Origin of the sequence: Kosakonia radicincitans DSM 16656, from assembly GCF_000280495.2 — a bacterium.
GTDB classification, from domain to species: domain Bacteria; phylum Pseudomonadota; class Gammaproteobacteria; order Enterobacterales; family Enterobacteriaceae; genus Kosakonia; species Kosakonia radicincitans.
Genome location: NZ_CP018016.1, coordinates 3,262,108 through 3,284,587, shown reverse-complemented (window position 1 = coordinate 3,284,587; position 22,480 = coordinate 3,262,108). Strand labels below are relative to the sequence as shown.

The following is a 22,480-nucleotide window of genomic DNA, read 5'->3' as shown; positions in this document are numbered from 1 at the left end:
CAGTAAGAGTGAAAGCATAATCCACCCGCCGGACGATGAGAATAAAAAAGCCGCCCTGAAGGGCGGCGAAAAAATACAAGCACTACAAACAACGCTTTGTGTGTACTGTTTATTTTTTTTGCAAAAGGTAGCTGTTTTCAAAGCCCGGAACGCTACCAATAACGTCGAATCCGTTAAAGAAGCCGCCTGCGCGCAGCAGGTCAACTGCGGGTCCGACTTCCGGAGAGTAGATGAAGTCGCGATAATCATCGAAGACAATAAATCCACCGCTAACCACGGTTGGCGCATACAGCAGGAAATCGGTAAGAACGTGCTCTTTCAGGTGGCCGCCGTCAATATGCAGCAGAATGGTTTTCGGCGCCAGCGCCATTACCCGTTCAATACTGTGCTGCGAATAGCCGCGTATCAGCGTGACTTCCGGGAAAATATGCTCGTGGTAGAAACCCAGTTCCAGAGGCTGGTTCGTCAATTCCATCGGGTCGATGCTGATAATGCGGCGGTTACCCTGGCAGAGGGCGTTCATAAAGGCGCTGGATTTGCCTTTCCAGACGCCGATTTCAATAATATCGCCAGCGGCGTTGGCATTATTCACTAACCAGCAGAGATAACCGAGCAGCTTAACGTGGTCGTGAAAAGAGAGTTCCCGGCGCGGCATCGCTTTTTCAGCGGGCAGGATGGCCTGTGCTTGCACGAAGGCTTCTCCCAGATCGTCCCAGACGGTATCAATAATCCCTTTTATTTCAGGGTTCTGTACAAATACTTTTAAGTCCTCAAGGTCGATCATGCGCACGGTTCCTGTCAATTTGTCTTTCGCGACGAAAGAGAACGCCACGATTTGTCGTGCGTAAAATGTGCCACATTTCTTTGCTCACAAGGGGTGAAATAGCCGCGCTTTTGTAGGGCAATTCGTGGATTAGCTCCGCGCAAGCGGAATCAGAAGGGTTTGCGGGAAAGAACGCGCCTGAGGAGAATCAGCCAGCCGGGCGGGCCTGACTGGCTGATATGTGTGGTTAATTCCCTGATGTTGCCGTTTGCTTGTGAAACAGTTCACGAAATACCGGGTAGATATCTTCCTGATCGCGGATATGCTGGATGGCGAAGTTATCGAACATCGTTTGCAGATGTTCGTACTCGCGCCACAGCGTCTGGTGCGCCCGGCGGGTGATCTCAATGTAGCTGTAGTAACGCACCACTGGCAGGATTTTCTTCGCCAGGATTTCGTGACACAGCGGTGAGTCGTCCGCCCAGTTATCGCCGTCCGACGCCTGCGCAGCATAGATGTTCCACTGTGCCGGGTCGTAACGCTCTTTGACCACTTCATCCATCAGTTTCAGGGCGCTGGAAACGATAGTGCCGCCCGTTTCCTGCGAGTAGAAGAACTCATGCTCATCCACTTCTTTTGCCTGCGTATGATGGCGGATATAGACCACTTCGACGTTTTTATAGGTCCGGCTCAGGAACAGATAGAGCAGGATGTAAAAACGTTTGGCCATATCTTTGGTGGCCTGATCCATCGAGCCGGAGACGTCCATCAGGCAAAACATCACCGCCTGACTGGAAGGTTCCGGGCGTTTTTCGTAGTTTTTGTACCGTAAATCAAAGGTGTCGATAAACGGCACACGCTCGATTTTTGCGCGCAGCTCCGCAATCTCTTTACGTAAACGCTCCTCTTCAAGTAACTGTGCCGGTTCGCTTTTCTCCACCGTTTCGAGACTATTTTCCAGTTCGCGCAATTCACGGCGTTTACCGGCAGTCATCGCGGTTCGACGGGCGAGCGAATTTTGCAGCGATCGCACGACGCTGATATTCGCCGGTACACCGTTGGAGGTGTAGCCAGCGCGGTGCGTTTTAAATTCATTAAGCTGCCGTTGCTGGTTTTGTTTCAGGTTCGGCAGCGCCAGATCCTCAAACAGCAGATCGAGATACTCATCTTTGGAGATCTGGAAGACGAATTCATCCTGGCCTTCGCCGTCAGGGCTGGCTTCACCCTGGCCGCTACCGGAACCGCCACCGCCGCCTTGCGGGCGTTCGATACGGTCGTTTTGCACAAAATGATCGTTTCCCGGATGCACGCGATGACGTAAGCCGCCGCGCCCCTGATGAAACATCGGTTCGCTGATATCTTCCGTTGGGATGGAGACAGACTCGCCGTTCTCCACGTCGGTCACCGAGCGTTTGTTAATGGCTTCGGAAATCGACTGTTTTATTTGTGCTTTATAACGGCGTAAAAATCGCTGGCGGTTAACCGTGCTTTTGTTTTTGCCGTTCAGACGTCGGTCAATGAACCAGGTCATTAGTGCCTCCCGCTGCGAATGCCAACTTTGCAACAGGCCGCGCGCAGGGCGCGGCCCGATCGTTGTTATGATGATTTACGAACACGCAGATACCATTCGCAGAGCAGGCGAACCTGCTTGCGGGTGTAGCCTTTTTCCATCATACGATCGACAAAGTCGTCATGCTTTTTCTGCTCGTCGGTTGAGGTTTTGGCATTAAACGAAATGACCGGCAAAAGCTCTTCGGTATTCGAGAACATTTTCTTCTCGATGACCGTGCGCAGTTTTTCGTAACTGGTCCAGTTCGGGTTGCGGCCATTGTTGTTGGCGCGGGCGCGCAGCACAAAATTGACGATTTCGTTACGGAAATCTTTCGGGTTGCTGATCCCTGCCGGTTTCTCGATTTTTTCCAGTTCCGCGTTCAGGGATTCACGGTCAAACAACTGGCCGGTATCCGGGTCGCGATACTCCTGATCCTGGATCCAGAAATCCGCATAAGTGACATAACGGTCGAAAATGTTCTGCCCATATTCGGAGTAGGATTCCAGGTACGCCGTCTGGATCTCTTTGCCGATAAACTCGGCATATTTCGGGATCAGATAGCCTTTCAGGAACTCCAGGTAACGCTCGGCCAGCTCTTGCGGGAACTGCTCGCGCTCAATTTGCTGCTCCAGTACGTAGAACAGATGCACCGGGTTGGCCGCCACTTCCACATGATCGAAGTTAAACACGCGGGAGAGGATCTTAAAGGCGAAACGCGTCGACAGACCGTTCATCCCTTCATCGACCCCGGCGTAGTCGCGATACTCCTGGTATGATTTGGCTTTCGGATCGGTATCTTTCAGGCTTTCACCATCGTAGACCCGCATTTTCGAGTAGATGCTCGAGTTTTCCGGCTCTTTCAGACGCGACAGGATCGAGAAACGCGCCAGTGTTTCCAGCGTGCCCGGCGCGCATGGCGCATGGGACAGCTCACTGTGATTGAGCAGTTTTTCGTAAATTTTCATCTCTTCCGAGATGCGCAGGCAATAAGGCACCTTGACGATGTAAACACGGTCAAGAAATGCTTCGTTGTTTTTGTTGTTACGGAACTGCACCCATTCCGATTCGTTCGAGTGGGCGAGGATAATGCCGTTAAACGGCAGGGCGGATATGCCTTCCGTACCGTTATAGTTCCCCTCCTGCGTGGCGGTCAGCAGTGGGTGCAGCACCTTGATCGGTGCTTTGAACATTTCGACGAATTCCATGACCCCCTGGTTTGCCCGGCACAGCGCGCCGGAATAACCGTAAGCATCCGGATCGTTTTGCGCGTGGTTTTCCAGCTTGCGGATATCCACTTTACCCACCAGCGCGGAGATGTCCTGGTTGTTTTCATCACCCGGTTCAGTTTTGGCGATGGCGATCTGTTCCAGAATCGACGGCCATACTTTGACCACACGGAATTTGCTGATGTCGCCGCCGAATTCGTGCAGACGTTTGGCGGCCCACGGCGACATGATGGTGCCGAGATAGCGACGCGGAACGTTGTACTCTTTCTCAAGGATCTGCGCATCTTCCTGCGGGTTAAACAGGCACAAAGGATGGTCGTTTACCGGGCTGCGTTCGCCATTGGCGCTCAGCACGTAAATCGGCACCCGTTGCATTAAGGATTTCAGCCGTTCAGCCAGCGACGATTTCCCGCCGCCCACCGGACCGAGTAAATAGAGAATCTGCTTCTTCTCTTCCAGACCCTGAGCGGCATGTTTGAGGTACGAGACAATCTGTTCTATTGCCTCTTCCATGCCATAGAATTCTTCAAATGCCGGGTAGCGTCCAATGACCCGGTTCGAAAAGAGACGGGAAAGCCGTGGCTCCTGGGCGGTGTCTACCATCACAGGTTCACCTATAGCCATCAGCAGCCTTTCAGCGGCGTTAGCATAGGCACTACGATCTTGCTTACAGATAGCAAGAAACTCCTGCAAAGTGAACTCTTCGTCCTTGGCAGCTTCATAACGCTGGCGATAGTGATCGAATATATTCATGGCATGCCGTCCTTTCTTAATCTGTGGGAACATTACAGCTATCAGTTTTTCCACTTTTAGCGTCGCAAACCAACGGGATAAAAAATCTGCTCCGTCCTATCTGTTATGAGCGTGTATCCGTCTTTGATCAAGTTATCGCTGGAGACGATTCTGATGGCAGGAGGGTGTTTTTTACTCATTATTTAGATTAAATATCTGTCTAATTTGATTTATACAGATTTTTTATGATTGATAGCGGGTTTTTGCGTTGGAAAATGCCAACATTTCGCACCGGGCGAATGTTGGTAAATTTTTACAGGATGTGCGGAATCGCAAGTATAGAAAAAGTGACGCCGTCATGGTCACTTCGTCTCAGTACAAAGATGAGCGACAATATTAACTACGTGAGCAGTGTGAAACGATGATGACAGAGGGGCGTTTTTTCGTTGTTAAGACGAAAAAAAGCTCCTGGCGATAATGCCTGGAGCCTTTGAATATCATAAAGCCCGTGTGATTAGCCGCGGTGCTCTTCAACGTAACGTGCTAAATCGGCGGGCGTTTTCAGCACGGTGGCGACTTCCGTCGGCGGGATCATGCAGCCGTAAACGTCCTGCACTTCCAGAACCATATCTACCGCGAGAATGGAGTCGAGAATATCGGACTCGATCAGCTCATCATGAAAGCCCACCTTGCGGGACAGAATCTTTTCAAACAGCGCGAGAATTTCTTGTTCCATTGTCTTTTCCTGTGTAATCAGTTGCTGCGGGCGTGGCTGTCCAGCAGTTTACGGTCGATTTTACCGTTAGGGTTCAACGGCAAAGCGTCCTGGATAATGATTTGCGACGGCACCATGTATGATGGCACCACCTGTGAAAGTGAATGTTTGATAGCGTCAGGTGCCAGTTTTGTTACGCAGAACGCCGCGATACGCAGCACGCCGCCGCCCGTTTTCATCAACGGCAATACGACCGCCTCACGAATGCCGGACATCGCCAGCAGGCGGTTTTCAATCTCGTTGATTTCAATGCGGTAGCCGTTGAGTTTGATCTGGCTGTCATTACGTCCCTGGCAGTAAAGAAGCCCATCTTCATAGCCGAGATCGCCCGTTTTATAGCCGCGCCATGCTTCGCCTTCCCGGCGCAGCAATTTTTCTGCATTCTCCTGCGGCAGGCCGAGATAGCCGCGCATCACGTTTTTGCCCCAGATTATCAGCTCACCCTCTGCAGTAATCTCCATTCTGGATTCCGGCATCATGGTGCCGATCGGCAGCAGGTCGTTCTCGCGGTTCACTATCTCATCGGTGATTTCAACCACGGTGGTGGCGATAGTCGCTTCGGTCGGACCATAGGAGTTGAGGATTTTGGCGTGCGGAAAACGGCGGCGCAGCTGTTTAACCAGTGCTTTGTTGAGCACCTCGCCGATAAATATAAACACGCCAAGCGTCGGTAAAAAGTCGCTATTGAACTGCGGCGAGAGCAATTTCTGGTAGGCGAAAGAGGGGGTGGAAACCCAGACTGAGACAGCATTATTTTTCAGCCGGGTGAGCCAGTCTTCCGCCGCGATATCCTCTTTGGCATTCAGCACAATGTGGCCGCCTGTTGCCAGATTCGCCAGCAATGGAATCAACGAGAGATCGAAACTGAACAGTGCGTGGTTCATCAGCACCGGCACTTGCGGCAACGCGAAATCCTGGCTCACCCACTGCATAAAATGCCACACGCTTTCCCGCCCGATCTGCACGCCCTTCGGTTTACCAGTACTACCAGAAGTAAACATGATATAGGCGAGATCCGGTTCTGCCAGCGGCTGGCCGACTTCACCGGTTGGCACAAACTGCCGGGTCGCTACGTCGTAGTAGTACGGCGCGCTGGCGAGGTGGCAAATCTCCTTCAGCCTTTCCTGGGGGTAAATGCAGTCTACCGGAATATAGGGAATGTTATGGAGCAGGCAGCTATAGATTGCCACCGCGAATTCCGCCTGCTGGTGGCCATATAACACCACTGGCGTTCCTGCCGGTGGCTGGCAACGCTGATAGCGCTGTAACCACTCTGTTACCGCCACAGAGAGTTGTTGCCAGGTTAATGTTTCATCGCTGCCGCTGATCGCTAACTGATGCGGACGAGCAGGATCGAGTAATGCTGCACGCAGGAAATCCTGGAGCGCCTGGAGATCAGAGTGAAGATTCATAGGGGAGACATTCCGCTAAAAATGTAAAGGGATACCGCAGCGCTTGCGAGCGTTAACAGGCGTCCCAAAAAGAGCATCACGGGGTATTGCAACCAACGGTTCAGTGCCGGGCTGCGCTTCGCTGACCATTGCAACATGTTGTGTGCAACTGAAATGGCGCCAAACAGAGCGCCGCTAATGACATAGTGCCGTTCGAGCCCGTTCCATGCCCCCATACAAAACAGCGTGCAGAAAATACCAATATTCTGCGCCAGCGTTTTGTTCTGACGGAAAAAGTCGAGCTTCATTAAATTCATATAAATCGGCATAAAGACCACATCGCGTAACCATTCAGACAGACTGATATGGAAACGGCGCCAGAAATCCTGTGGATTTTTCGCCAGAATGGGCATATTGAAATTTGCCGGAATATTAAGACCAAACAAACGTGCGGCGCCGATTGCCATATTGCTGTAACCGGCAAAATCAAAATAGAGATAGGCGCTATAGGCCAGCGACATAACAATGCCAACACTTAAGGTAAACGGACGATGGCTCCACGACTGAATGACCAGGTTATCGATCAGCATGGCAAATAAGAATTTCTGGATAATGCCGGTAAAAATGCGTTCTGCGGCAACGAGAAATTGCTCACGTGTCAACGTAAATAGCGGTTTATTAATATCTGTGATCCATGTTCGCCAGCGATACATCGGACCGGCCAGAATAATAAACGGCATAAACAGGTAACAGAAATAATGTAAAACATTGTTGCCATCTTTTTTGTTGCGGTAGAGCAGGACATCAATGGCGCGGAAGGTCATAAAAGATAAGCCAATCATTCCCCAGTGATTATTTAAATGTAATTTCACCGCGAACAAAGGCAGCAGGGTTAAACTTACCGCTTGCCAGGTTTTTAACCAGCCTTTCTCTTTTAAGGTCACGAGAACATAAAAACTGAGGAATACCGCAACAGGGACAATGTAATCACCCTGAAATATATATCCCCAGCCGAATGCCGCCAGCACGGAAAAAGCGGATAAATAAGTTAACCGGTAACGCAACACCCGGTTAACCAGCGCAAACAGCAACGCCGAAGAAAAGAGAAAGAAGAAAAAGGTTCCGGAGCTGTACATCATTCATTCCTTAGAACTTTTGATATTCAAAGTGCACTTTTAAATTCATGCTTTCATCAACAGAGGACCACGCGATAATGGTGACCGCCAGTAAGAGGTAAAGGAAAAACAGGCGAATAGCGTATTTCATCATTTAAAACTCTCAACAATAAAGCGGTCCATCGGAACCCATGCGAGGTCGGTAGGATGCAGGCGATCCCAGTTCCAGCCGTTCTGATAGGGCATTGAATACATATCAAGATACGGGATCTGATTTTCTTTCAGAATGGCCGTCGTCTGTATTACTGCAGGCTGTACGAGTTCGGGGTTTTGCACCGCGCGCCGGTTAATCGCATCGATAATGACTACCACCTGGACGTGGTGTTCTTTCAGCAACTGGATCATGGCGCGAAACGCTTTCATTTGTTCGGGTTCAACGGGCGAGTCGTCCCACACTTCCGGTTTTTCGCCCGGTTCATAGACAGTTTTATCCATCCACAAGGTATCGGCGCTTTCCTGACGCGCTTCGTTCAGTTTGCGGGCATGAGCCAGTTCGCGATCCCAATCCGGTGTGATGGCAACGGCAGGTTGCACCGGCCAGGGCCGCGCAGGTGAAGGGACAATATGCAGCATCGCCAGCCAGTCGTTTTTTATCAGCGTGCAAAAATTGTCAAACTCATAACTGACTTCTTGCCAGATATTGTCCAGGTCCCAGCCAGAGATTTTCATTTGTGCAAACGTTAAATGGCTGGTTTCCTTTTTATCTATTTTGCGCAAGTAATTGACCAAAAATGGGCGAGTCTGTTCATCCTGCATTAATGGATTAAATACGGGCGCCGGGAAATTGTTAGCGAAAATAGTGGGAGGCACACCAGTAGAATAAAAGCTGTCGGGGGCCAGTAGTAAAACCACTTTACTGTTTGCGTTAAGGGAATCTTTAAAGCGTGACAGCAAAAGAAAATGGGTGATGCTGTCATCAAAACTGTCGCCAAATGCAACTACATTACGATGTAAATCATTGTTCAGATAATTATATACAGCGTAAGGCTCATCTTCAGAGGTGGCTACCTCCGATGCACCAATGAAAAAAATCGCATTGCCCTGTAATGCATGGGAAATAGTCGCTATTTTTTCCGCCTGTTCTTTTGTCGTTCCGTCCATAGATTCGATCAGCGGCTGGAATTTAAGCGGCGGGGCATAACTGTTCATCAGTGGATGAATACAAAGGAACAGGACGGCAAGAAGTGCCATCAGGATATGTAGGCAAAAAGTATTTTTGATTTTCATTATAAACGTGAAATTACTTGATGTTCTTATGTTTCAAAATTGTTGTTTTTTTAAGGTCACAGACAAAGGAAACTTTGTTTCCGCGACACTATATACCAGCCGCAGGGGAATGATGAGTATTGCCGTGTAACAGTATGTACAGCGCGTCATTTATCGCCAGTAATTCCAGAAACGGCTCACCGCAGTTTTGCTGAGCCGGGGGCAGCAGCGTTTTGTCACACCGGATATGCCAGGCGAGGCGTTATGAACAGTTAGCGTCTTTTTTGTAATGCTCAGGTAAAAAAATTTGGGTAGGATGTCGTGGGCGGTTAAACTTCTTGCGCCAATTATTTGACTACAGGAAAGAAAGGACTGTGACCAAACTCAAACTCCTGGCACTGGGTGTGCTGACTGCAGGTTCCGCTTTTGCGGCGAATGCAGAAAATACCTTTTCCCTGGGCGCTGGTGTCGGCGTCGTGGAAACGCCGTACAAACAGTATGACAGGGATGTACTGCCGATTCCGGTGATCACCTATGAAGGCGATGATTTCTGGTTTCGTGGCATCGGTGGCGGCTACTATCTGTGGAATGATGATGCGGATAAGCTGTCGATTACGGCCTACTATTCACCGTGGCAGTTTAAACCGAAAGACAGTGATAACAATCAGTTACGCCAGTTAGATCGCCGTAAGGCGACCATGATGGCGGGGCTATCGTATATTCACAACACGCCGTATGGTTTCCTGCGCACCACGCTTGCTGGCGATGTGCTGGATAACAGCAACGGTATCACCTGGGATGCTGCGTGGTTGTACGCATACCACAACGGCGGTCTGACGGTGACTCCGGGGATTGGTGTTGAGTGGAATAGCGACAACCAGAATGAGTACTATTATGGCGTCTCCGCTTCTGAAGCGCGTCGCAGCGGTTTAAACAGCTACGATCCAGACAGTAGCTGGAACCCGTATCTTGAGCTGAGCGTCAGCTACCGCCTGACCGATAGCTGGAGCATCTACGGCACCGGCCGCTATACCCATCTGTCGGATGAAATAAAAGACAGTCCGATGGTGGATAAATCCTGGGCGGGTTTGTTATCCACGGGTGTCACCTACCGTTTCTGATTGTGCATTTGAATAGCGTAATCTGTGCATTAAAACAGGGCCTTTGGCCCTGTTTTGTTTTACGGTGGTGCATTTATCGCAGGGGGAGAAGATGGCAGAGAAAAACATCGTTTTTACCGGTAACGCAACGCTACCCGCGATCGGCCAGGGCACCTGGTACATGGGTGAAAATTCACGCATGCGGACAAAAGAAGTGGATGCGCTACGTGCGGGCATCGATCTGGGGCTGACGCTGATTGATACCGCCGAAATGTACGCGGAAGGTGGTGCTGAAGAGGTGGTCGGCGAAGCACTACAGGGCGGTTTGCGCGATAAGGCGTTTCTGGTTTCCAAAGTTTATCCGTGGAATGCGGCGGGTAAAAAAGCGATCGCGGCCTGTGAAGCGAGTTTGCGTCGCCTGAAAACCGATGTGCTCGATCTCTATCTGCTGCACTGGCGTGGCAACTACTCGCTTGCTGAAACGGTAGAGGTGATGGAAACGCTGATGCAGCAGGGCAAAATCCGCCGCTGGGGCGTCTCTAACCTCGATTACAGCGATATGCAGGAACTTTCCCGCGTCAGCGGCGGTGAGGCTTGCGCTACCGATCAGGTGCTGTATCACCTCGGCTCCCGCGGGATTGAATTCGATTTACTGCCCTGGTGCCAGCAGCAGGCGATGCCTGTAATGGCGTATTGTCCGCTGGCGCAGGCCGGGCGTCTGCGGGATGGTTTACTGGAAAGCCGTGTGGTGCAGGATATTGCCCATGCGCACCGCGCCAGCGCGGCGCAAATTCTGCTGGCGTGGGTTATCAGTCATCAGGGGGTGATGGCAATACCCAAAGCGGCGAGCGTGGCGCACGTCGAGGAAAATGCGGCAGCGTTGAAAATCGTGCTCAGTGCGGATGATTTGGCGCGACTCGATAATGCGTTTCCGGCGCCCAACCGTAAAACACCGCTCGATGTTGTGTAATAACGTGCCTTAACCCTCTCCCGGCGGGAGAGGGTAGGCAGCGGATCAGCGTTTAACCACGCGGATGCTCTGTGCCAGGCGGGACGGTTTTTCGGCGGTCGCTTTTTGCGCGACGGTCGCATTGACTGATTCCACGCAGACAAAGGTTTTATAACCATCGTCCGGCATGTCGGCCATGCTGACGGAGAGCGCCGGACCCGGGTTCCAGGCCACCACGTTGGCGTTATGGCTGTGAGTCACTTCAATCGTGCGGTTCAGCGCGGCATCATGAATCAGACTGCAACCTTCAGCATTCAGATAGACGCGATCGGTACGATCCGGGAAGGTTTGTACGCCATCGGCCAGCACATCTTCTTTTGCGTCATTCACTTTGTCGATAAAGCGATCGCCCAGGCCGCTCACTTTCACCGCGGCGATATCACCAACGTTGAAATAGGTGTGCAGGGCGGAGGTGGTTTCAAACTCACCGTGGGCTTCCAGTTCAATTTCACAGGTTGCGCCCAGTTTATAACGTGCATACAGAGTAAAGTCGTGCGGCCAGAATTTGCGCGAGGCATCGCTGCTTTGCAGTTCAAAAGTCAGTACCACGCCGCTTGCATCTTCGTTGTGCGCTTTCAGCGTCCACGGCAGATTGCGCGCAAAACCGTGCGCAGGCAGGCCTTGCTGTTTTGCCGGGCCAAACCACGGCCAGCACACCGGAATACCGCCACGGATTGCGATGCCATCTTTAAACGGGGTGTTGCCGCTCAGCCACAGGACTTCCTGTTCGCTCTGCGGTTTCCAGGAGAGCAGATGTGCGCCCTGTAAGGTAAAGGCGGCTTTAACCTGCGGATGTTCAACGACTAACACATCCAGTTCGTCCATTTTACGGCGGGTAAGCGTTGGGGTAATTTTTTCGAGTACCGGAAGTGCAAAAATTTTTGTAATCATTAACGCAATCCTCTGTCTTGAAAACAAAAAAAAGAGCGACCGAAGTCGCTCTTTCAGATCATGTTCTCATCTCAACTTATTTGGAGATGTGAGCGATCAGGTCCAGAACTTTGTTAGAGTAGCCAGTTTCGTTGTCGTACCAGGAAACCAGTTTCACGAAGTTGTCGTTCAGTGCGATACCAGCTTTAGCATCGAACACGGAAGTGCAAACTTCACCGTTGAAATCGGTAGATACAACGTCGTCTTCGGTGTAACCCAGAACGCCTTTCATCGGGCCTTCAGAAGCGGCTTTGATGGCTTTCTTGATTTCTTCGTAAGACGCTGCTTTTTCCAGACGAACTGTCAGGTCAACAACAGATACGTTCGGAGTCGGAACGCGGAACGCCATACCAGTCAGTTTGCCGTTCAGTTCCGGCAGTACTTTACCTACAGCTTTAGCAGCACCGGTAGAGGACGGGATGATGTTCTGGGATGCGCCGCGGCCGCCGCGCCAGTCTTTGTGAGACGGGCCATCAACGGTTTTCTGAGTTGCGGTGGTTGCGTGAACAGTGGTCATCAGACCTTCGATGATGCCGAAGTTGTCGTTGATAACTTTAGCCAGCGGAGCCAGGCAGTTGGTGGTGCAGGATGCGTTGGAAACGATGTCCTGGCCAGCATATTTGTCGAAGTTCGCGCCGCGAACAAACATCGGAGTGTTGTCTTTGGACGGACCAGTCAGAACCACTTTTTTCGCGCCAGCAGTGATGTGCTTACGAGCAGTTTCATCGGTAAGGAAGATACCGGTAGCTTCAGCAACAACGTCAACGCCGATTTCGTTCCATTTCAGGTTAGCCGGATCTTTCTCAGCAGTAACACGGATGGTTTTACCGTTAACAACCAGGTTGCCGTCTTTCACTTCTACGGTACCGTTGAAACGGCCGTGAGTGGAGTCATATTTCAGCATGTACGCCATGTAGTCAGCGTCCAACAGATCGTTGATACCAACGATTTCGATGTCAGAACGTTCCTGAGCAGCACGGAAAACAATGCGACCGATACGGCCAAAACCGTTGATACCTACTTTGATAGTCATATATTCCACCAGCTATTTGTTAGTGAATAAAAGGTTGGCTGTAAAATTACAAAAACCGTACGCAGCGTCAAGCGGAATCGTGTCAATCATTGCGACAAATCAATCCTCCGCATAACCTTTGTTCGACTGACTCGCCTCACTCTTCCTTTGAGCATCCTCCCCATATGGAGGCGCCGCGTGGGATTTTAAAGGTCAGACAGGATAAAAATGTGAAACGCATCACAATTACCTGGCTGCTTTATCGCAACTGCTAAGTTTAGAACAAAAGTTAGCACCCTAGTGTTAATGTTTTGTTAGAATCGTTGGAAAAAATGGTCTTACTTTTACCGCGAGATGTGAGCATATGGCGAATAATTCCTCCGAAGACGACCTGAAAAAAGAACTGACTGAAATGCAGTTTTATGTGACGCAAAATCACGGCACAGAACCCCCTTTTACGGGCCGTCTGCTGCATAACAAACGCGATGGCGTTTACCATTGCCTGGTGTGCGATGCTGCGCTGTTCAATTCCCAAACCAAGTACGATTCTGGCTGCGGCTGGCCGAGTTTTTTTGAACCGGTAAGTGAAGACGCGATCCGCTACATCAATGACTACTCCCACGGTATGCAGCGCATAGAAATTCGCTGCGGGAAATGTGACGCGCATCTGGGCCATGTCTTCCCGGACGGCCCGCAGCCGACCGGAGAGCGTTATTGCGTGAACTCCGCCTCGCTGAGTTTCATGGATGATGAAGACGGTAGCCAGACTCGTGGTTGAAAAATCGATTCAGCTATTATTCCACGGAGATGAGTAATATGGATCTCGAACAAATTGTTAACAGTATGACGCCAGAGATCTACCAGCGACTGGCGACGGCCGTTGAATTAGGAAAATGGCCAGACGGCGTGGCGCTGACGCCGGAGCAAAAAGAGAACAGCCTGCAATTGGTGATGTTATGGCAGGCGCGCAACAACACGCAGGCGCAGCACATGACCATCGACACCAACGGGCAGATGGTGATGAAAAGTAAACAGCAGTTGAAAGAGGATTTCGGCATTGCGCCGAAGCCGATCGCGACATTTAAGTCATAAGCGTCGCGCAATGCCAGAGGGGGGCTTCGCCTTATCTGGCCTGTAAAACTGTAAGCCGGACGGCAACAGCCGCCATCCGGCTTTGTCTCTCAGGCGTGTGTTTCCTGCCAGTCCGCCAATGTATAGAGCGTGGCACCTTCTACCGCCATCTCCATAAATGCCTGCGTGCTGTCCTGCGGCTGGATATTGACGCCGCGGCAGCCGTCGCTGATCACGCTGACCTCGTAGCCCAGTTGCAGCGCATCCAGCACGCTGAATTTGACGCAGTAGTCGGTGGCCAGCCCCAGCACGATTAACTCGCGAATACCGTGCTGTTGCAGCCAGCCATGCAGCGCCGTAGCTTTGCGGTGATCGTTATCGAAAAACGCACTGTAACTGTCGATGTTCGGATCTTCACCTTTGCGGAACACCTCATCAATAGCCTGCTGATTCAGTAATGGGTGCAGCGCAGCGCCGTCACTGTTCTGCACACAGTGATCCGGCCAGAACGTTTGCGCTAAGCCGTCCAGCTCGCCGGTGCTAAACGGCGCAACACCGTGCTGGCTGGCAAAGCTGCCGTGATCGGCGGGGTGCCAGTCCTGGCTTGCCAGTACCGCATCGCCACGGGATTTGCACCAGTCGATCAGGGTATTGGCAATATCCACGGTGCTGTCGCCTTCGGCCACGGCCAGCGCGCCGCCAGCGCAAAAATCATTCTGGATATCGACCAACAGCAGAGCACGTTGCGTCATACAAGCCTCCTCATTCATCCGGCGTCAGTTCACCCCGCAGATTTTGCATCATGGCGGTACGGATCGCGTCCGCATCAAGCTGCTGGCTCAGCAGGTAGTGCAGTTTGGTCAGCGTGGCTTCGACGGTCATATCCGCGCCGCCAATCACCCCGGCATGGGCGAGAGCGTTGCCGGTGGCGTAGCCACCCATATTCACCTTGCCGGACATACATTGTGTCAGGTTAACCACCACGATGCCGCGCGCGCTGGCATCCTGCAAGGCTTTCAGGAACTCGCTGTTTTGCGGCGCATTTCCCACACCATAGGAGCGCAGAATCAATGCTTTTACCGGCTGAAGCAGGAAATTACGCACCACATCGGCGGAGATCCCCGGATAAATCGTCACCACGCCAATCGGCTGTGGGGTGATAGGGTGTACGATCAAATCTCCCACTGTATGCGGTGCTGGTGGCGTATTGAGTCGGCGAATGTGAATGCCGGCTTCCAGCAGCGGCGGCAGGTTCGGCGAAGCGAAAGCATCAAAACCGTCCGCATGCGCTTTGGTGGTGCGGTTACCGCGATAGAGGCGATTGTTGAAGAACAGCGTCACTTCGTTAATCGGGAAGTTTGCCGCCACATACAGCGCGTTCAGCAGATTAATTTGTCCGTCGGAGCGAAGCTCGGCGAGTGGGATTTGTGACCCTGTCACAATGACCGGTTTGCCAAGATTTTCCAGCATAAACGACAGTGCTGACGCGGTGTACGCCATGGTGTCGGTGCCGTGCAGAATGACAAAACCGTCGTACTCGTCGTAGTGCGTTTTCACATCATCAGCAATATGCTGCCAGTCTTCCGGCGTCATATCGGAAGAGTCCATCAGCGGGGCATATTCGTGAATCGTGAAATCCGGCATCTCCGGGCGATGGAACTCCGGCATCAGCGCCAGTTGACGTTGCAGGTGGCCGGAAACCGGCACATAACCGTGTTCTGAGCGTTGCATACCGATGGTACCGCCGGTGTAGGCAACGTAAATAGATTTCTTTTGCATGGTTTCGTTCTTGCCGCATCTAAAAAAATCCCCTCCGGTGGAGGGGACGTGTGAGGTGAGTTTAGCGGATATTGGCGCAGTTCAGACAGAGGGCGTAACGATTTTGTGGATCGTTAAACACCGCCAGTTTGTCCGTTTCGGCTTTTACTTCCTGCGCAGCGCTGGCCAGCGGCGCAGGCAGATAAGCCTGCAACGCCTGCGGCAGCATCGCGCGCACGGAGCCAGTCATGCTGTCCATTACCCGATCAAAGAAGCTCGGCTCCTCTTCGTAGTAATCCACATGCCACTGCTTGAGTTTCGCCAGTTCCGCGGCTTTCGCCAGCGCATCGTCGAAATCGCCCAGCGCATCAACCAGACCGTTGTTTTTCGCATCCTGGCCTGTCCAGACGTGACCCTGGGCAATCTTATCGACCTGCTCAGGCGTGCTATTGCGTGACTGCGCGACCAGCGTGATAAAGCGTTTGTAGCCATTATCGATGCTCAGTTGCATCATCTGCTGCACTTCGTCAGGCAGCGCTTTGGTCATACTGACATCCGCCAGCGGTGACGTGGCGACGCCGTCGGTGTGCACGCCAATGGTATCGAGGCTGTTTTCCAGCGTATTGATCACGCCAAAAATACCAATCGAGCCGGTCAGGGTGCTGGCATTGGCGATGATGTAATTCGCCGGGGTCGAGATCCAGTAGCCGCCAGAGGCCGCCATGCCACCCATCGACACCACCACCGGTTTGCCAGCCGCTTTTGCCGCTGCCAGTTCAGAGCGGATGATTTCGGAAGCACTGACGCTGCCGCCAGGGCTGTTCACCCGCAGGACGATCGCCTTCACTTTTGGATCAAGACGCGCGTCGCGGATCTGCGCGGCTGTGGTATCGCCGCCGACATTCCCCGGTGTTTCTTCGCCATCCATGATCGCCCCGTTCGCGAAGATCACGGCAACGGTGCCGCCGACATCGCTCGGTTTCTTCGTCTGATAGTCATACATGCTGACAGCGCGGAAGTTTTTATCTTCGCTGCTCCAGCCAAACTGTTTGACCATCGCTTTTTCGGCGTCAGCAGCGGAACCCAGCTCATCCACCAGCTTGTTGTCGAGCGCGTATTTTGCCGTGTCGCCATCGGCTTTGCGCAGACCGTCCAGCATCGCCTGCGCACCAGGGAAGACCTGTTGTGCTGTGATCTGGCGGTTTGCTGCAACGGTATTAAGGTAGTTTTGCCACAGCTCATTGATCCAGCGGCTGTCCGCTTCGCGCGCGGCAGGGGACATATCGTCACGAATAAACGGCTCAACGGCAGATTTATACGTGCCAACGCGGAACACATGCGTGGTGACTTTCAGCTTATCCAGCAAGGTTTTGTAGTAGAGGCCGTTGGTGGCGAAACCGTGCAGATCCACCACGCCCTGCGGCGACAGCCAGATCTTATTGGCGAAGCTGGCAAGGTAATACTGGCCCTGACTGTAGTTATCACCGATGGCGTAAACCGGTTTACCGCTGTCGCGGAACGCGCGCAGCGCTTTACCGATGTACTGCATTGAGGGTTGATCGGCGCCGGCGAAGTTTTTCAGATCCATCACAATACCGGTGATATTGCGATCGCTCTGCGCCTGTCGAATGGTCTCAACGATATCAAACAGCGAATTCTCCTGAAGGCGATCGGAACTGGCGCCAAAGAGCTGGCGGCCCAGTGCACCAAGACGTCCGCTGGTTGAAGTTTTATCGACCACTACGCCGGTGATATCCAGCAGTAATGCGCCGCGATTGCTGTGCTCGGTTTTGCTGTCGCTTACCTGCATCCAGATCCCGACGCCCACCAGAACCAGCAGGATAAAGAACAAATTCAATACCAGATTGCGGATAAAGTTCAGCAATCGCCAGCTCCATCGAAAAAAAGCGGCAATAAAACGCCAAAGTGTTCGCATGTATTCTCCCTGGTTTGTTTAGGCCACCGCTGCCCGGGCGGCGAAGTGTGGTTATCCTAATTATCCCGCCGCCTCTTGTCAGCAGGAATCGCCTGCGGCGCTGTAACAAATTCTACGTCCGTGTTAATTTTAAGAATAAATTTTAATACAGGAGTTTAACTAATGGATGCACTTGAACTGCTCGTCAACCGTCGTAGCGCGTCACGCCTGGCGGAACCGGCACCAGCGGGTGAACAACTGGATAACATTCTGCGTGCCGGTATGCGCGCACCCGATCATGGTACGCTGCAACCGTGGCACTTTTTCGTTATCGACGGCGAAGGGCGCGAACGCTTCGGTAAGGTGCTGGAGCAGGGCGCAATTGCGGCAGGCCAGGATGAGAAGGGCATTGAGAAAGCGCGCACTTCGCCGCTGCGCGCGCCGCTGATTATTACCGTGGTCGCGAAATGTGAAGTGGGTCATAAAGTGCCGCAGTGGGAACAGCTGCTTTCTGCCGGTTGTGCCGTGATGGCGATGCAGATGGCGGCGCTGGCTCAGGGGTTCAATGGCATCTGGCGTACCGGCCCGCTGACCGACAGCCCGCAGGTGCGCGAGGCGTTTGCCTGCCGCGAGCAGGACAAAATCGTCGGCTTCCTGTATCTCGGCACGCCGCAACTGAAAGCCTCCACCACCGTTACGGTTCCGGATATCGCTCCGTTCGTCACGCGTTTTTAATCACCACATCTATTCACAGGCCGGATGGCGCTAACGCTTATCCGGCCTGCGTTATTAATTTGCTACTTATTCTTCGCAGCAAACTCCGCTTTGGCTTTCTGCAATTGTTGCTGGAATGCCGGGCTGGTGTGTAGCGTGGCGACAACGGCAGAACCGACGATCCGCGCGGCATCAACATCACTCTGCCAGTGGTAGCCGCAGATCACCCGGCTTTGCCCCAGATCGTAGCCGCGTTTGAGGATCTGATCCTGGCGCTGCGGGTTAATTTCTGCGAGCACCAGCGCCGTTGCCCAGCCAATTGAGGTGTGTCCGGAAGGGTAGGAGCCGTTTTTCGACAATGCATCCTGCTCTTTGGTATTGCAGGTCGGCACACCATAGAAGGCAAACGGGCGGATGCGCATGTACTTCTGTTTAGCACCGCGCGTCGCCAGATCGCCCGCATCCTCAATCATATTGGTCAGCAGCTTATGCAACTGCGGGGAATCTTTTTCGGTAATCGGTGAACCGAATGCCGTTGAGAAGGCATTGGCGACGCCGCCGCTACTCAGGTTGGCGTCTTCCGCAGCCTGTTTGCCACGTTCAGTGTTGCGCAGCAGGCGGCCTTGTTCATACATCGCCTGATCGTTGAGAAACGCAATGCTGCCTACTTCCGGCGGTGGCGGCAGCAACGCCAGGCTGTCAATCGCCTGCGCATTTTTCAGGTAGTAGAGGTCTGGTTTGGTGGTGGCATCGTTGCCCGCAGGGACAAGCGCAAAGGTATTAACAGAGAACAAACTGGCAATGCAGAGGGTAAGTAAACGTCTTTTCATTAGTGATTCCTTTAATTATCAATAACATCCTCAGTTGAAAAGATAAGTAATATTTCTGTCATATAACAGTAATAAATAAACTCACGGTTTAAAAAATTGCTCTGTATCGCAAAATGGCCGATGTATTGAGTTCAGTGATGTTATGTGGCGACATACTCAGCAGCGAAATGCTGTTATTCGTTCGCTTAATGAGCAACAGCGCGTGAATTCAGACACGCAGACTTACCACCATGCCGTTTGGGCGCTACCATAGCGGGATTGCAATGACAGGAGATGTCCATGAGCGAGCAAACCATTCGTTTAACGCAATACAGCCACGGAGCCGGTTGCGGTTGTAAAATTTCCCCCAAAGTGCTGGATACCATTCTGCACAGCGAGCAGGCAAAGTTTCTCGACCCGAATCTGCTGGTCGGTAATGAAACGCGCGACGACGCCGCGGTTTACGATCTCGGTAACGGCACTTGCATTATCAGTACCACCGATTTTTTCATGCCTATCGTCGATAACCCGTTCGATTTTGGCCGTATTGCGGCAACCAACGCCATCAGCGATGTCTTTGCGATGGGGGGAAAACCGATCATGGCGATTGCCATCCTCGGCTGGCCGCTCGATAAACTGCCGCCGGAAATTGCCCGTGAAGTGATCGATGGCGGGCGCTTTGCTTGCCAGCAGGCGGGTATTGCGCTGGCGGGCGGTCACTCTATCGATGCGCCGGAGCCGATTTTCGGTCTCGCCGTGACCGGCGTGGTGCCGACAGAGCGCGTGAAGAAAAACAGCACCGCGCAGGCGGGCTGCAAACTGTTCCTCACCAAACCGCTGGGCATTGGCGTATTAACCACTGCCGAGAAAAAATCCCTGCTTAAGCCGGAACATGTTGGCCTGGCAACGGAAGTGATGTGCCGGATGAATATTGCTGGCGCAGCCTTTGCGAATATCGACGGGGTGAAAGCGATGACCGATGTCACCGGCTTTGGCCTGCTCGGCCATCTGGGCGAGATGTGCCAGGGCGCTGGCGTGCAGGCGCAGGTGAATTATCAGGCTGTGCCGAAACTGCCGGGCGTCGAAGAGTATATTGCCAAAGGCGCCGTGCCGGGCGGCACGCAGCGCAACTTCGCCAGCTATGGTCATCTGATGGGCGAAATGCCTGCGTCCGTGCGCGATCTGCTGTGCGATCCGCAAACCTCCGGCGGCCTGCTGTTGGCGGTGTCGCTGGAAGCGGAAAACGAGGTGAAAGCCACGGCGGCAGAGTACGGCATTGAACTGAGCGCCATTGGCGAGCTGGTCAGTGCTCGTGGCGGTCGTCCGATGATCGAGATCCGTTAATTCATGCGGTTATTTATTGCCGAAAAGCCCAGTCTGGCCCGCGCCATTGCCGATGTGTTACCCAAACCGCATCGCAAAGGCGACGGCTATATTGAGTGCGGTAATGGTCAGGTGGTGACCTGGTGTATCGGTCACCTGCTGGAGCAGGCGCAGCCGGATGCCTACGATAGCCGCTACGCCCGCTGGAATCTGGCGGATTTGCCGATTGTGCCGGAAAAGTGGCAGTTGCAACCGCGCCCGTCGGTGCTGAAACAGATCAATGTCATTAAACGCCTGCTCGCGGATGCCGAGCAGGTGGTGCACGCGGGTGACCCGGATCGCGAAGGGCAGTTGCTGGTGGACGAGGTGATCGACTACCTGCAACTGGCGCCGGAAAAGCGCCAGCAGGTGCAACGCTGCCTGATTAACGATCTCAACCCGCAGGCGGTGGAGCGCGCGATCGAACGCCTGCGCGCCAATAGCGAGTTTATTCCGCTGTGCGTATCGGCGCTGGCCCGCGCCCGCGCCGACTGGCTGTACGGCATCAACATGACCCGCGCGTATACGCTGCTGGGGCGCAACGCCGGTTATCAGGGCGTGCTCTCGGTTGGCCGCGTACAGACGCCGGTGCTCGGGCTGGTGGTGCGCCGCGATGAAGAGATCGAAAACTTCGTGGCGAAAGATTTCTTTGAGGTGAAAGCGCATATCGTCACGCCTGCCGGAGAGCGCTTTACCGCCCTGTGGCAGCCGAGCGATGCCTGCGAGCCGTATCAGGATGAAGAAGGGCGTCTGCTGCATCGTCCGCTGGCGGAACATGTGGTCAGCCGCATTACCGGCCAGCCAGCGCTGGTTACGGCGTATAACGATAAGCGCGAATCGGAACTGGCGCCGCTGCCGTTTTCCCTTTCGGCGTTGCAGATTGAAGCGGCGAAACGCTACGGTCTCAGCGCGCAAAATGTGCTGGATATCTGCCAGAAGCTGTACGAAACCCACAAGCTGATTACCTATCCGCGTTCGGATTGCCGTTATTTGCCGGAAGAGCACTTTGCCGGGCGCCATGCGGTGATGAATGCAATTGGCGCGCATGCGCCGGATCTGCTGCCGCAGCCGGTGGTCAACCCGGATACGCGCAACCGCTGCTGGGATGACAAAAAGGTCGATGCGCACCACGCCATTATTCCGACCGCGCGGGCATCGAAAGTGAATCTCAGCGATAACGAAGCCAACGTTTATAACCTGATTGCCCGCCAGTATCTGATGCAGTTCTGCCCGGATGCGGTGTTCCGCAAATGCCAGATCGATCTGGATATCGCCAACGGCAAGTTTATCGCCAAAGCGCGTTTCCTGGCGGAAGCCGGCTGGCGAACGCTGTTGGGTTCGAAAGAGCGCGATGAGGAGAACGATGGCACGCCGCTGCCGGTGGTGGCGAAAGGCGACGAGCTGCTGTGCGAGAAGGGCGAAGTGGTGGCCCGTCAGACGCAGCCGCCGCGCCACTTTACCGACGCCACATTATTGTCGGCGATGACCGGTATCGCCCGCTTTGTGCAGGATAAAGAGCTGAAAAAGATCCTGCGCGCCACCGACGGGCTGGGGACGGAAGCAACGCGCGCCGGGATTATCGAACTGCTGTTTAAACGCAGTTTTCTGGTTAAAAAAGGGCGCTACATCCACTCCACCGAGCCGGGACGGGCGCTGATCCATTCATTGCCGGAAATGGCGGCCAGACCGGATATGACGGCGCACTGGGAGTCGGTGCTGACGCAAATCAGCGAAAAAGAGTGCCGCTATCAGGACTTCATGCAGCCGCTGGTCAGCACGCTGCATGAGTTGATCCACCAGGCGCGTAATACGCCGGTGCGTCAGTTCCGTGGCCTGGTTGCGCCGGGCGGCGAGAAGAAAAAAACGTTTGCCAAAGGACGGAGTAAAAAACGCCCGCCATCAACTGAGGCGGGCGGCGACGCTGTTGTGTCGTAGGCCGGATAAAGCCTGTATGCCGCCATCCGGCAATGAATGCCTGAT

General features: G+C 53.2%; 20 protein-coding genes. 7 read left to right on the top strand and 13 right to left on the bottom strand.

Features of this window, described 5'->3' with window-relative positions; genetic code table 11:
• Positions 1-109 precede the first annotated feature (109 nt).
• The 7 genes from Y71_RS15775 to Y71_RS15745 form a co-directional block, all read right to left on the bottom strand.
• Positions 110-784: a class I SAM-dependent methyltransferase gene (locus tag Y71_RS15775; protein ID WP_007374585.1), complete on the bottom strand. Its 675-nt coding sequence runs from the start codon at positions 782-784 to the stop codon at positions 110-112.
• Positions 785-1,010: 226 nt separating this feature from the next.
• On the bottom strand, positions 1,011-2,294 hold the full coding sequence (locus Y71_RS15770) for a YeaH/YhbH family protein (RefSeq protein WP_007374586.1): 1,284 nt from the start codon (positions 2,292-2,294) through the stop codon (positions 1,011-1,013).
• A gap of 65 nt (positions 2,295-2,359) precedes the next feature.
• Complete coding sequence (gene yeaG, locus Y71_RS15765) at positions 2,360-4,294, bottom strand: protein kinase YeaG (protein WP_007374587.1); 1,935 nt, start codon at positions 4,292-4,294, stop codon at positions 2,360-2,362.
• A 493-nt stretch (positions 4,295-4,787) separates the two neighbouring features.
• Positions 4,788-5,009 (bottom strand): acyl carrier protein, encoded by a 222-nt coding sequence (locus Y71_RS15760; RefSeq protein WP_007374589.1) that lies wholly within the window; start codon positions 5,007-5,009, stop codon positions 4,788-4,790.
• A gap of 17 nt (positions 5,010-5,026) precedes the next feature.
• Positions 5,027-6,460, bottom strand: coding sequence for an AMP-binding protein (locus Y71_RS15755; RefSeq protein WP_007374590.1), 1,434 nt, complete (start codon positions 6,458-6,460; stop codon positions 5,027-5,029).
• On the bottom strand, positions 6,457-7,575 hold the full coding sequence (locus Y71_RS15750) for an MBOAT family O-acyltransferase (protein WP_007374591.1): 1,119 nt from the start codon (positions 7,573-7,575) through the stop codon (positions 6,457-6,459). Before Y71_RS15750 ends, Y71_RS15755 begins: the two co-directional genes overlap by 4 nt.
• 129 nt (positions 7,576-7,704) lie before the next feature.
• Positions 7,705-8,841 carry a D-alanyl-lipoteichoic acid biosynthesis protein DltD gene (locus tag Y71_RS15745; RefSeq protein ID WP_007374593.1) on the bottom strand — a complete coding sequence of 379 codons (1,137 nt, stop codon included), beginning with the start codon at positions 8,839-8,841 and terminating at the stop codon, positions 7,705-7,707.
• A gap of 353 nt (positions 8,842-9,194) precedes the next feature.
• On the opposite strand from Y71_RS15745, the gene Y71_RS15740 reads away from it, so the two are divergent.
• Entirely contained in the window at positions 9,195-9,941 is a 747-nt protein-coding gene (locus Y71_RS15740; RefSeq protein WP_007374594.1) for a MipA/OmpV family protein, read from the top strand.
• Between the two features lie 91 nt (positions 9,942-10,032).
• Positions 10,033-10,890, top strand: coding sequence for an aldo/keto reductase (locus tag Y71_RS15735; RefSeq protein WP_007374595.1), 858 nt, complete (start codon positions 10,033-10,035; stop codon positions 10,888-10,890).
• A 45-nt stretch (positions 10,891-10,935) separates the two neighbouring features.
• Here the strand turns inward: Y71_RS15735 and Y71_RS15730 are convergent, their stop codons facing one another.
• On the bottom strand, positions 10,936-11,820 hold the full coding sequence (locus tag Y71_RS15730) for a D-hexose-6-phosphate mutarotase (RefSeq protein ID WP_007374596.1): 885 nt from the start codon (positions 11,818-11,820) through the stop codon (positions 10,936-10,938).
• A 76-nt stretch (positions 11,821-11,896) separates the two neighbouring features.
• A complete protein-coding gene (gene gapA / locus Y71_RS15725; protein ID WP_007374597.1) occupies positions 11,897-12,892 on the bottom strand; it encodes a glyceraldehyde-3-phosphate dehydrogenase in 996 nt (331 codons plus the stop codon).
• Between the two features lie 343 nt (positions 12,893-13,235).
• Here gapA and msrB point away from each other — a divergent pair, with 343 nt between their 5' ends.
• Both msrB and Y71_RS15715 read left to right on the top strand, forming a co-directional pair.
• Positions 13,236-13,649, top strand: a complete 414-nt coding sequence (msrB, locus tag Y71_RS15720; RefSeq protein WP_007374598.1) for a peptide-methionine (R)-S-oxide reductase MsrB — start codon at positions 13,236-13,238, stop codon at positions 13,647-13,649.
• Positions 13,650-13,687: 38 nt separating this feature from the next.
• Positions 13,688-13,963, top strand: a complete 276-nt coding sequence (locus tag Y71_RS15715) for a YeaC family protein (RefSeq protein ID WP_007374599.1) — start codon at positions 13,688-13,690, stop codon at positions 13,961-13,963.
• A gap of 89 nt (positions 13,964-14,052) precedes the next feature.
• Here the strand turns inward: Y71_RS15715 and pncA are convergent, their stop codons facing one another.
• The 3 genes from pncA to sppA form a co-directional block, all read right to left on the bottom strand.
• Positions 14,053-14,694: a bifunctional nicotinamidase/pyrazinamidase gene (gene pncA, locus Y71_RS15710; RefSeq protein ID WP_007374600.1), complete on the bottom strand. Its 642-nt coding sequence runs from the start codon at positions 14,692-14,694 to the stop codon at positions 14,053-14,055.
• Between the two features lie 10 nt (positions 14,695-14,704).
• Complete coding sequence (gene ansA / locus Y71_RS15705) at positions 14,705-15,721, bottom strand: asparaginase (protein WP_007374601.1); 1,017 nt, start codon at positions 15,719-15,721, stop codon at positions 14,705-14,707.
• 61 nt (positions 15,722-15,782) lie between these two features.
• Positions 15,783-17,636 (bottom strand): signal peptide peptidase SppA, encoded by a 1,854-nt coding sequence (gene sppA, locus Y71_RS15700; RefSeq protein WP_007374602.1) that lies wholly within the window; start codon positions 17,634-17,636, stop codon positions 15,783-15,785.
• A 162-nt stretch (positions 17,637-17,798) separates the two neighbouring features.
• Here sppA and Y71_RS15695 point away from each other — a divergent pair, with 162 nt between their 5' ends.
• The gene (locus Y71_RS15695; RefSeq protein ID WP_007374603.1) at positions 17,799-18,350 is read left to right on the top strand and encodes an NAD(P)H nitroreductase; all 552 of its coding nucleotides are present in this window, start codon (positions 17,799-17,801) and stop codon (positions 18,348-18,350) included.
• A 62-nt stretch (positions 18,351-18,412) separates the two neighbouring features.
• Here the strand turns inward: Y71_RS15695 and phoC are convergent, their stop codons facing one another.
• The gene (phoC, locus tag Y71_RS15690; protein ID WP_007374604.1) at positions 18,413-19,159 is read right to left on the bottom strand and encodes an acid phosphatase PhoC; all 747 of its coding nucleotides are present in this window, start codon (positions 19,157-19,159) and stop codon (positions 18,413-18,415) included.
• A 279-nt stretch (positions 19,160-19,438) separates the two neighbouring features.
• On the opposite strand from phoC, the gene selD reads away from it, so the two are divergent.
• Together selD and Y71_RS15680 are read left to right on the top strand one after the other, a co-directional pair.
• Positions 19,439-20,482, top strand: coding sequence for a selenide, water dikinase SelD (gene selD, locus Y71_RS15685; protein WP_007374605.1), 1,044 nt, complete (start codon positions 19,439-19,441; stop codon positions 20,480-20,482).
• A gap of 3 nt (positions 20,483-20,485) precedes the next feature.
• Positions 20,486-22,435, top strand: coding sequence for a DNA topoisomerase III (locus Y71_RS15680; RefSeq protein ID WP_007374606.1), 1,950 nt, complete (start codon positions 20,486-20,488; stop codon positions 22,433-22,435).
• Positions 22,436-22,480 lie beyond the last annotated feature (45 nt).

What these genes read in the sequence shown, in the direction of transcription:
- Y71_RS15775 (WP_007374585.1), bottom strand. Translation starts at nt 784, where the DNA reads ATGATCGACCTTGAGGACTTAAAAGTATTTGTACAGAACCCTGAAATA.
- Y71_RS15770 (WP_007374586.1), bottom strand. Translation starts at nt 2,294, where the DNA reads ATGACCTGGTTCATTGACCGACGTCTGAACGGCAAAAACAAAAGCACG.
- yeaG (WP_007374587.1), bottom strand. Translation starts at nt 4,294, where the DNA reads ATGAATATATTCGATCACTATCGCCAGCGTTATGAAGCTGCCAAGGAC.
- Y71_RS15760 (WP_007374589.1), bottom strand. Translation starts at nt 5,009, where the DNA reads ATGGAACAAGAAATTCTCGCGCTGTTTGAAAAGATTCTGTCCCGCAAG.
- Y71_RS15755 (WP_007374590.1), bottom strand. Translation starts at nt 6,460, where the DNA reads ATGAATCTTCACTCTGATCTCCAGGCGCTCCAGGATTTCCTGCGTGCA.
- Y71_RS15750 (WP_007374591.1), bottom strand. Translation starts at nt 7,575, where the DNA reads ATGTACAGCTCCGGAACCTTTTTCTTCTTTCTCTTTTCTTCGGCGTTG.
- Y71_RS15745 (WP_007374593.1), bottom strand. Translation starts at nt 8,841, where the DNA reads ATGAAAATCAAAAATACTTTTTGCCTACATATCCTGATGGCACTTCTT.
- Y71_RS15735 (WP_007374595.1), top strand. Translation starts at nt 10,033, where the DNA reads ATGGCAGAGAAAAACATCGTTTTTACCGGTAACGCAACGCTACCCGCG.
- Y71_RS15730 (WP_007374596.1), bottom strand. Translation starts at nt 11,820, where the DNA reads ATGATTACAAAAATTTTTGCACTTCCGGTACTCGAAAAAATTACCCCA.
- gapA (WP_007374597.1), bottom strand. Translation starts at nt 12,892, where the DNA reads ATGACTATCAAAGTAGGTATCAACGGTTTTGGCCGTATCGGTCGCATT.
- msrB (WP_007374598.1), top strand. Translation starts at nt 13,236, where the DNA reads ATGGCGAATAATTCCTCCGAAGACGACCTGAAAAAAGAACTGACTGAA.
- Y71_RS15715 (WP_007374599.1), top strand. Translation starts at nt 13,688, where the DNA reads ATGGATCTCGAACAAATTGTTAACAGTATGACGCCAGAGATCTACCAG.
- pncA (WP_007374600.1), bottom strand. Translation starts at nt 14,694, where the DNA reads ATGACGCAACGTGCTCTGCTGTTGGTCGATATCCAGAATGATTTTTGC.
- ansA (WP_007374601.1), bottom strand. Translation starts at nt 15,721, where the DNA reads ATGCAAAAGAAATCTATTTACGTTGCCTACACCGGCGGTACCATCGGT.
- sppA (WP_007374602.1), bottom strand. Translation starts at nt 17,636, where the DNA reads ATGCGAACACTTTGGCGTTTTATTGCCGCTTTTTTTCGATGGAGCTGG.
- Y71_RS15695 (WP_007374603.1), top strand. Translation starts at nt 17,799, where the DNA reads ATGGATGCACTTGAACTGCTCGTCAACCGTCGTAGCGCGTCACGCCTG.
- phoC (WP_007374604.1), bottom strand. Translation starts at nt 19,159, where the DNA reads ATGAAAAGACGTTTACTTACCCTCTGCATTGCCAGTTTGTTCTCTGTT.
- selD (WP_007374605.1), top strand. Translation starts at nt 19,439, where the DNA reads ATGAGCGAGCAAACCATTCGTTTAACGCAATACAGCCACGGAGCCGGT.
- Y71_RS15680 (WP_007374606.1), top strand. Translation starts at nt 20,486, where the DNA reads ATGCGGTTATTTATTGCCGAAAAGCCCAGTCTGGCCCGCGCCATTGCC.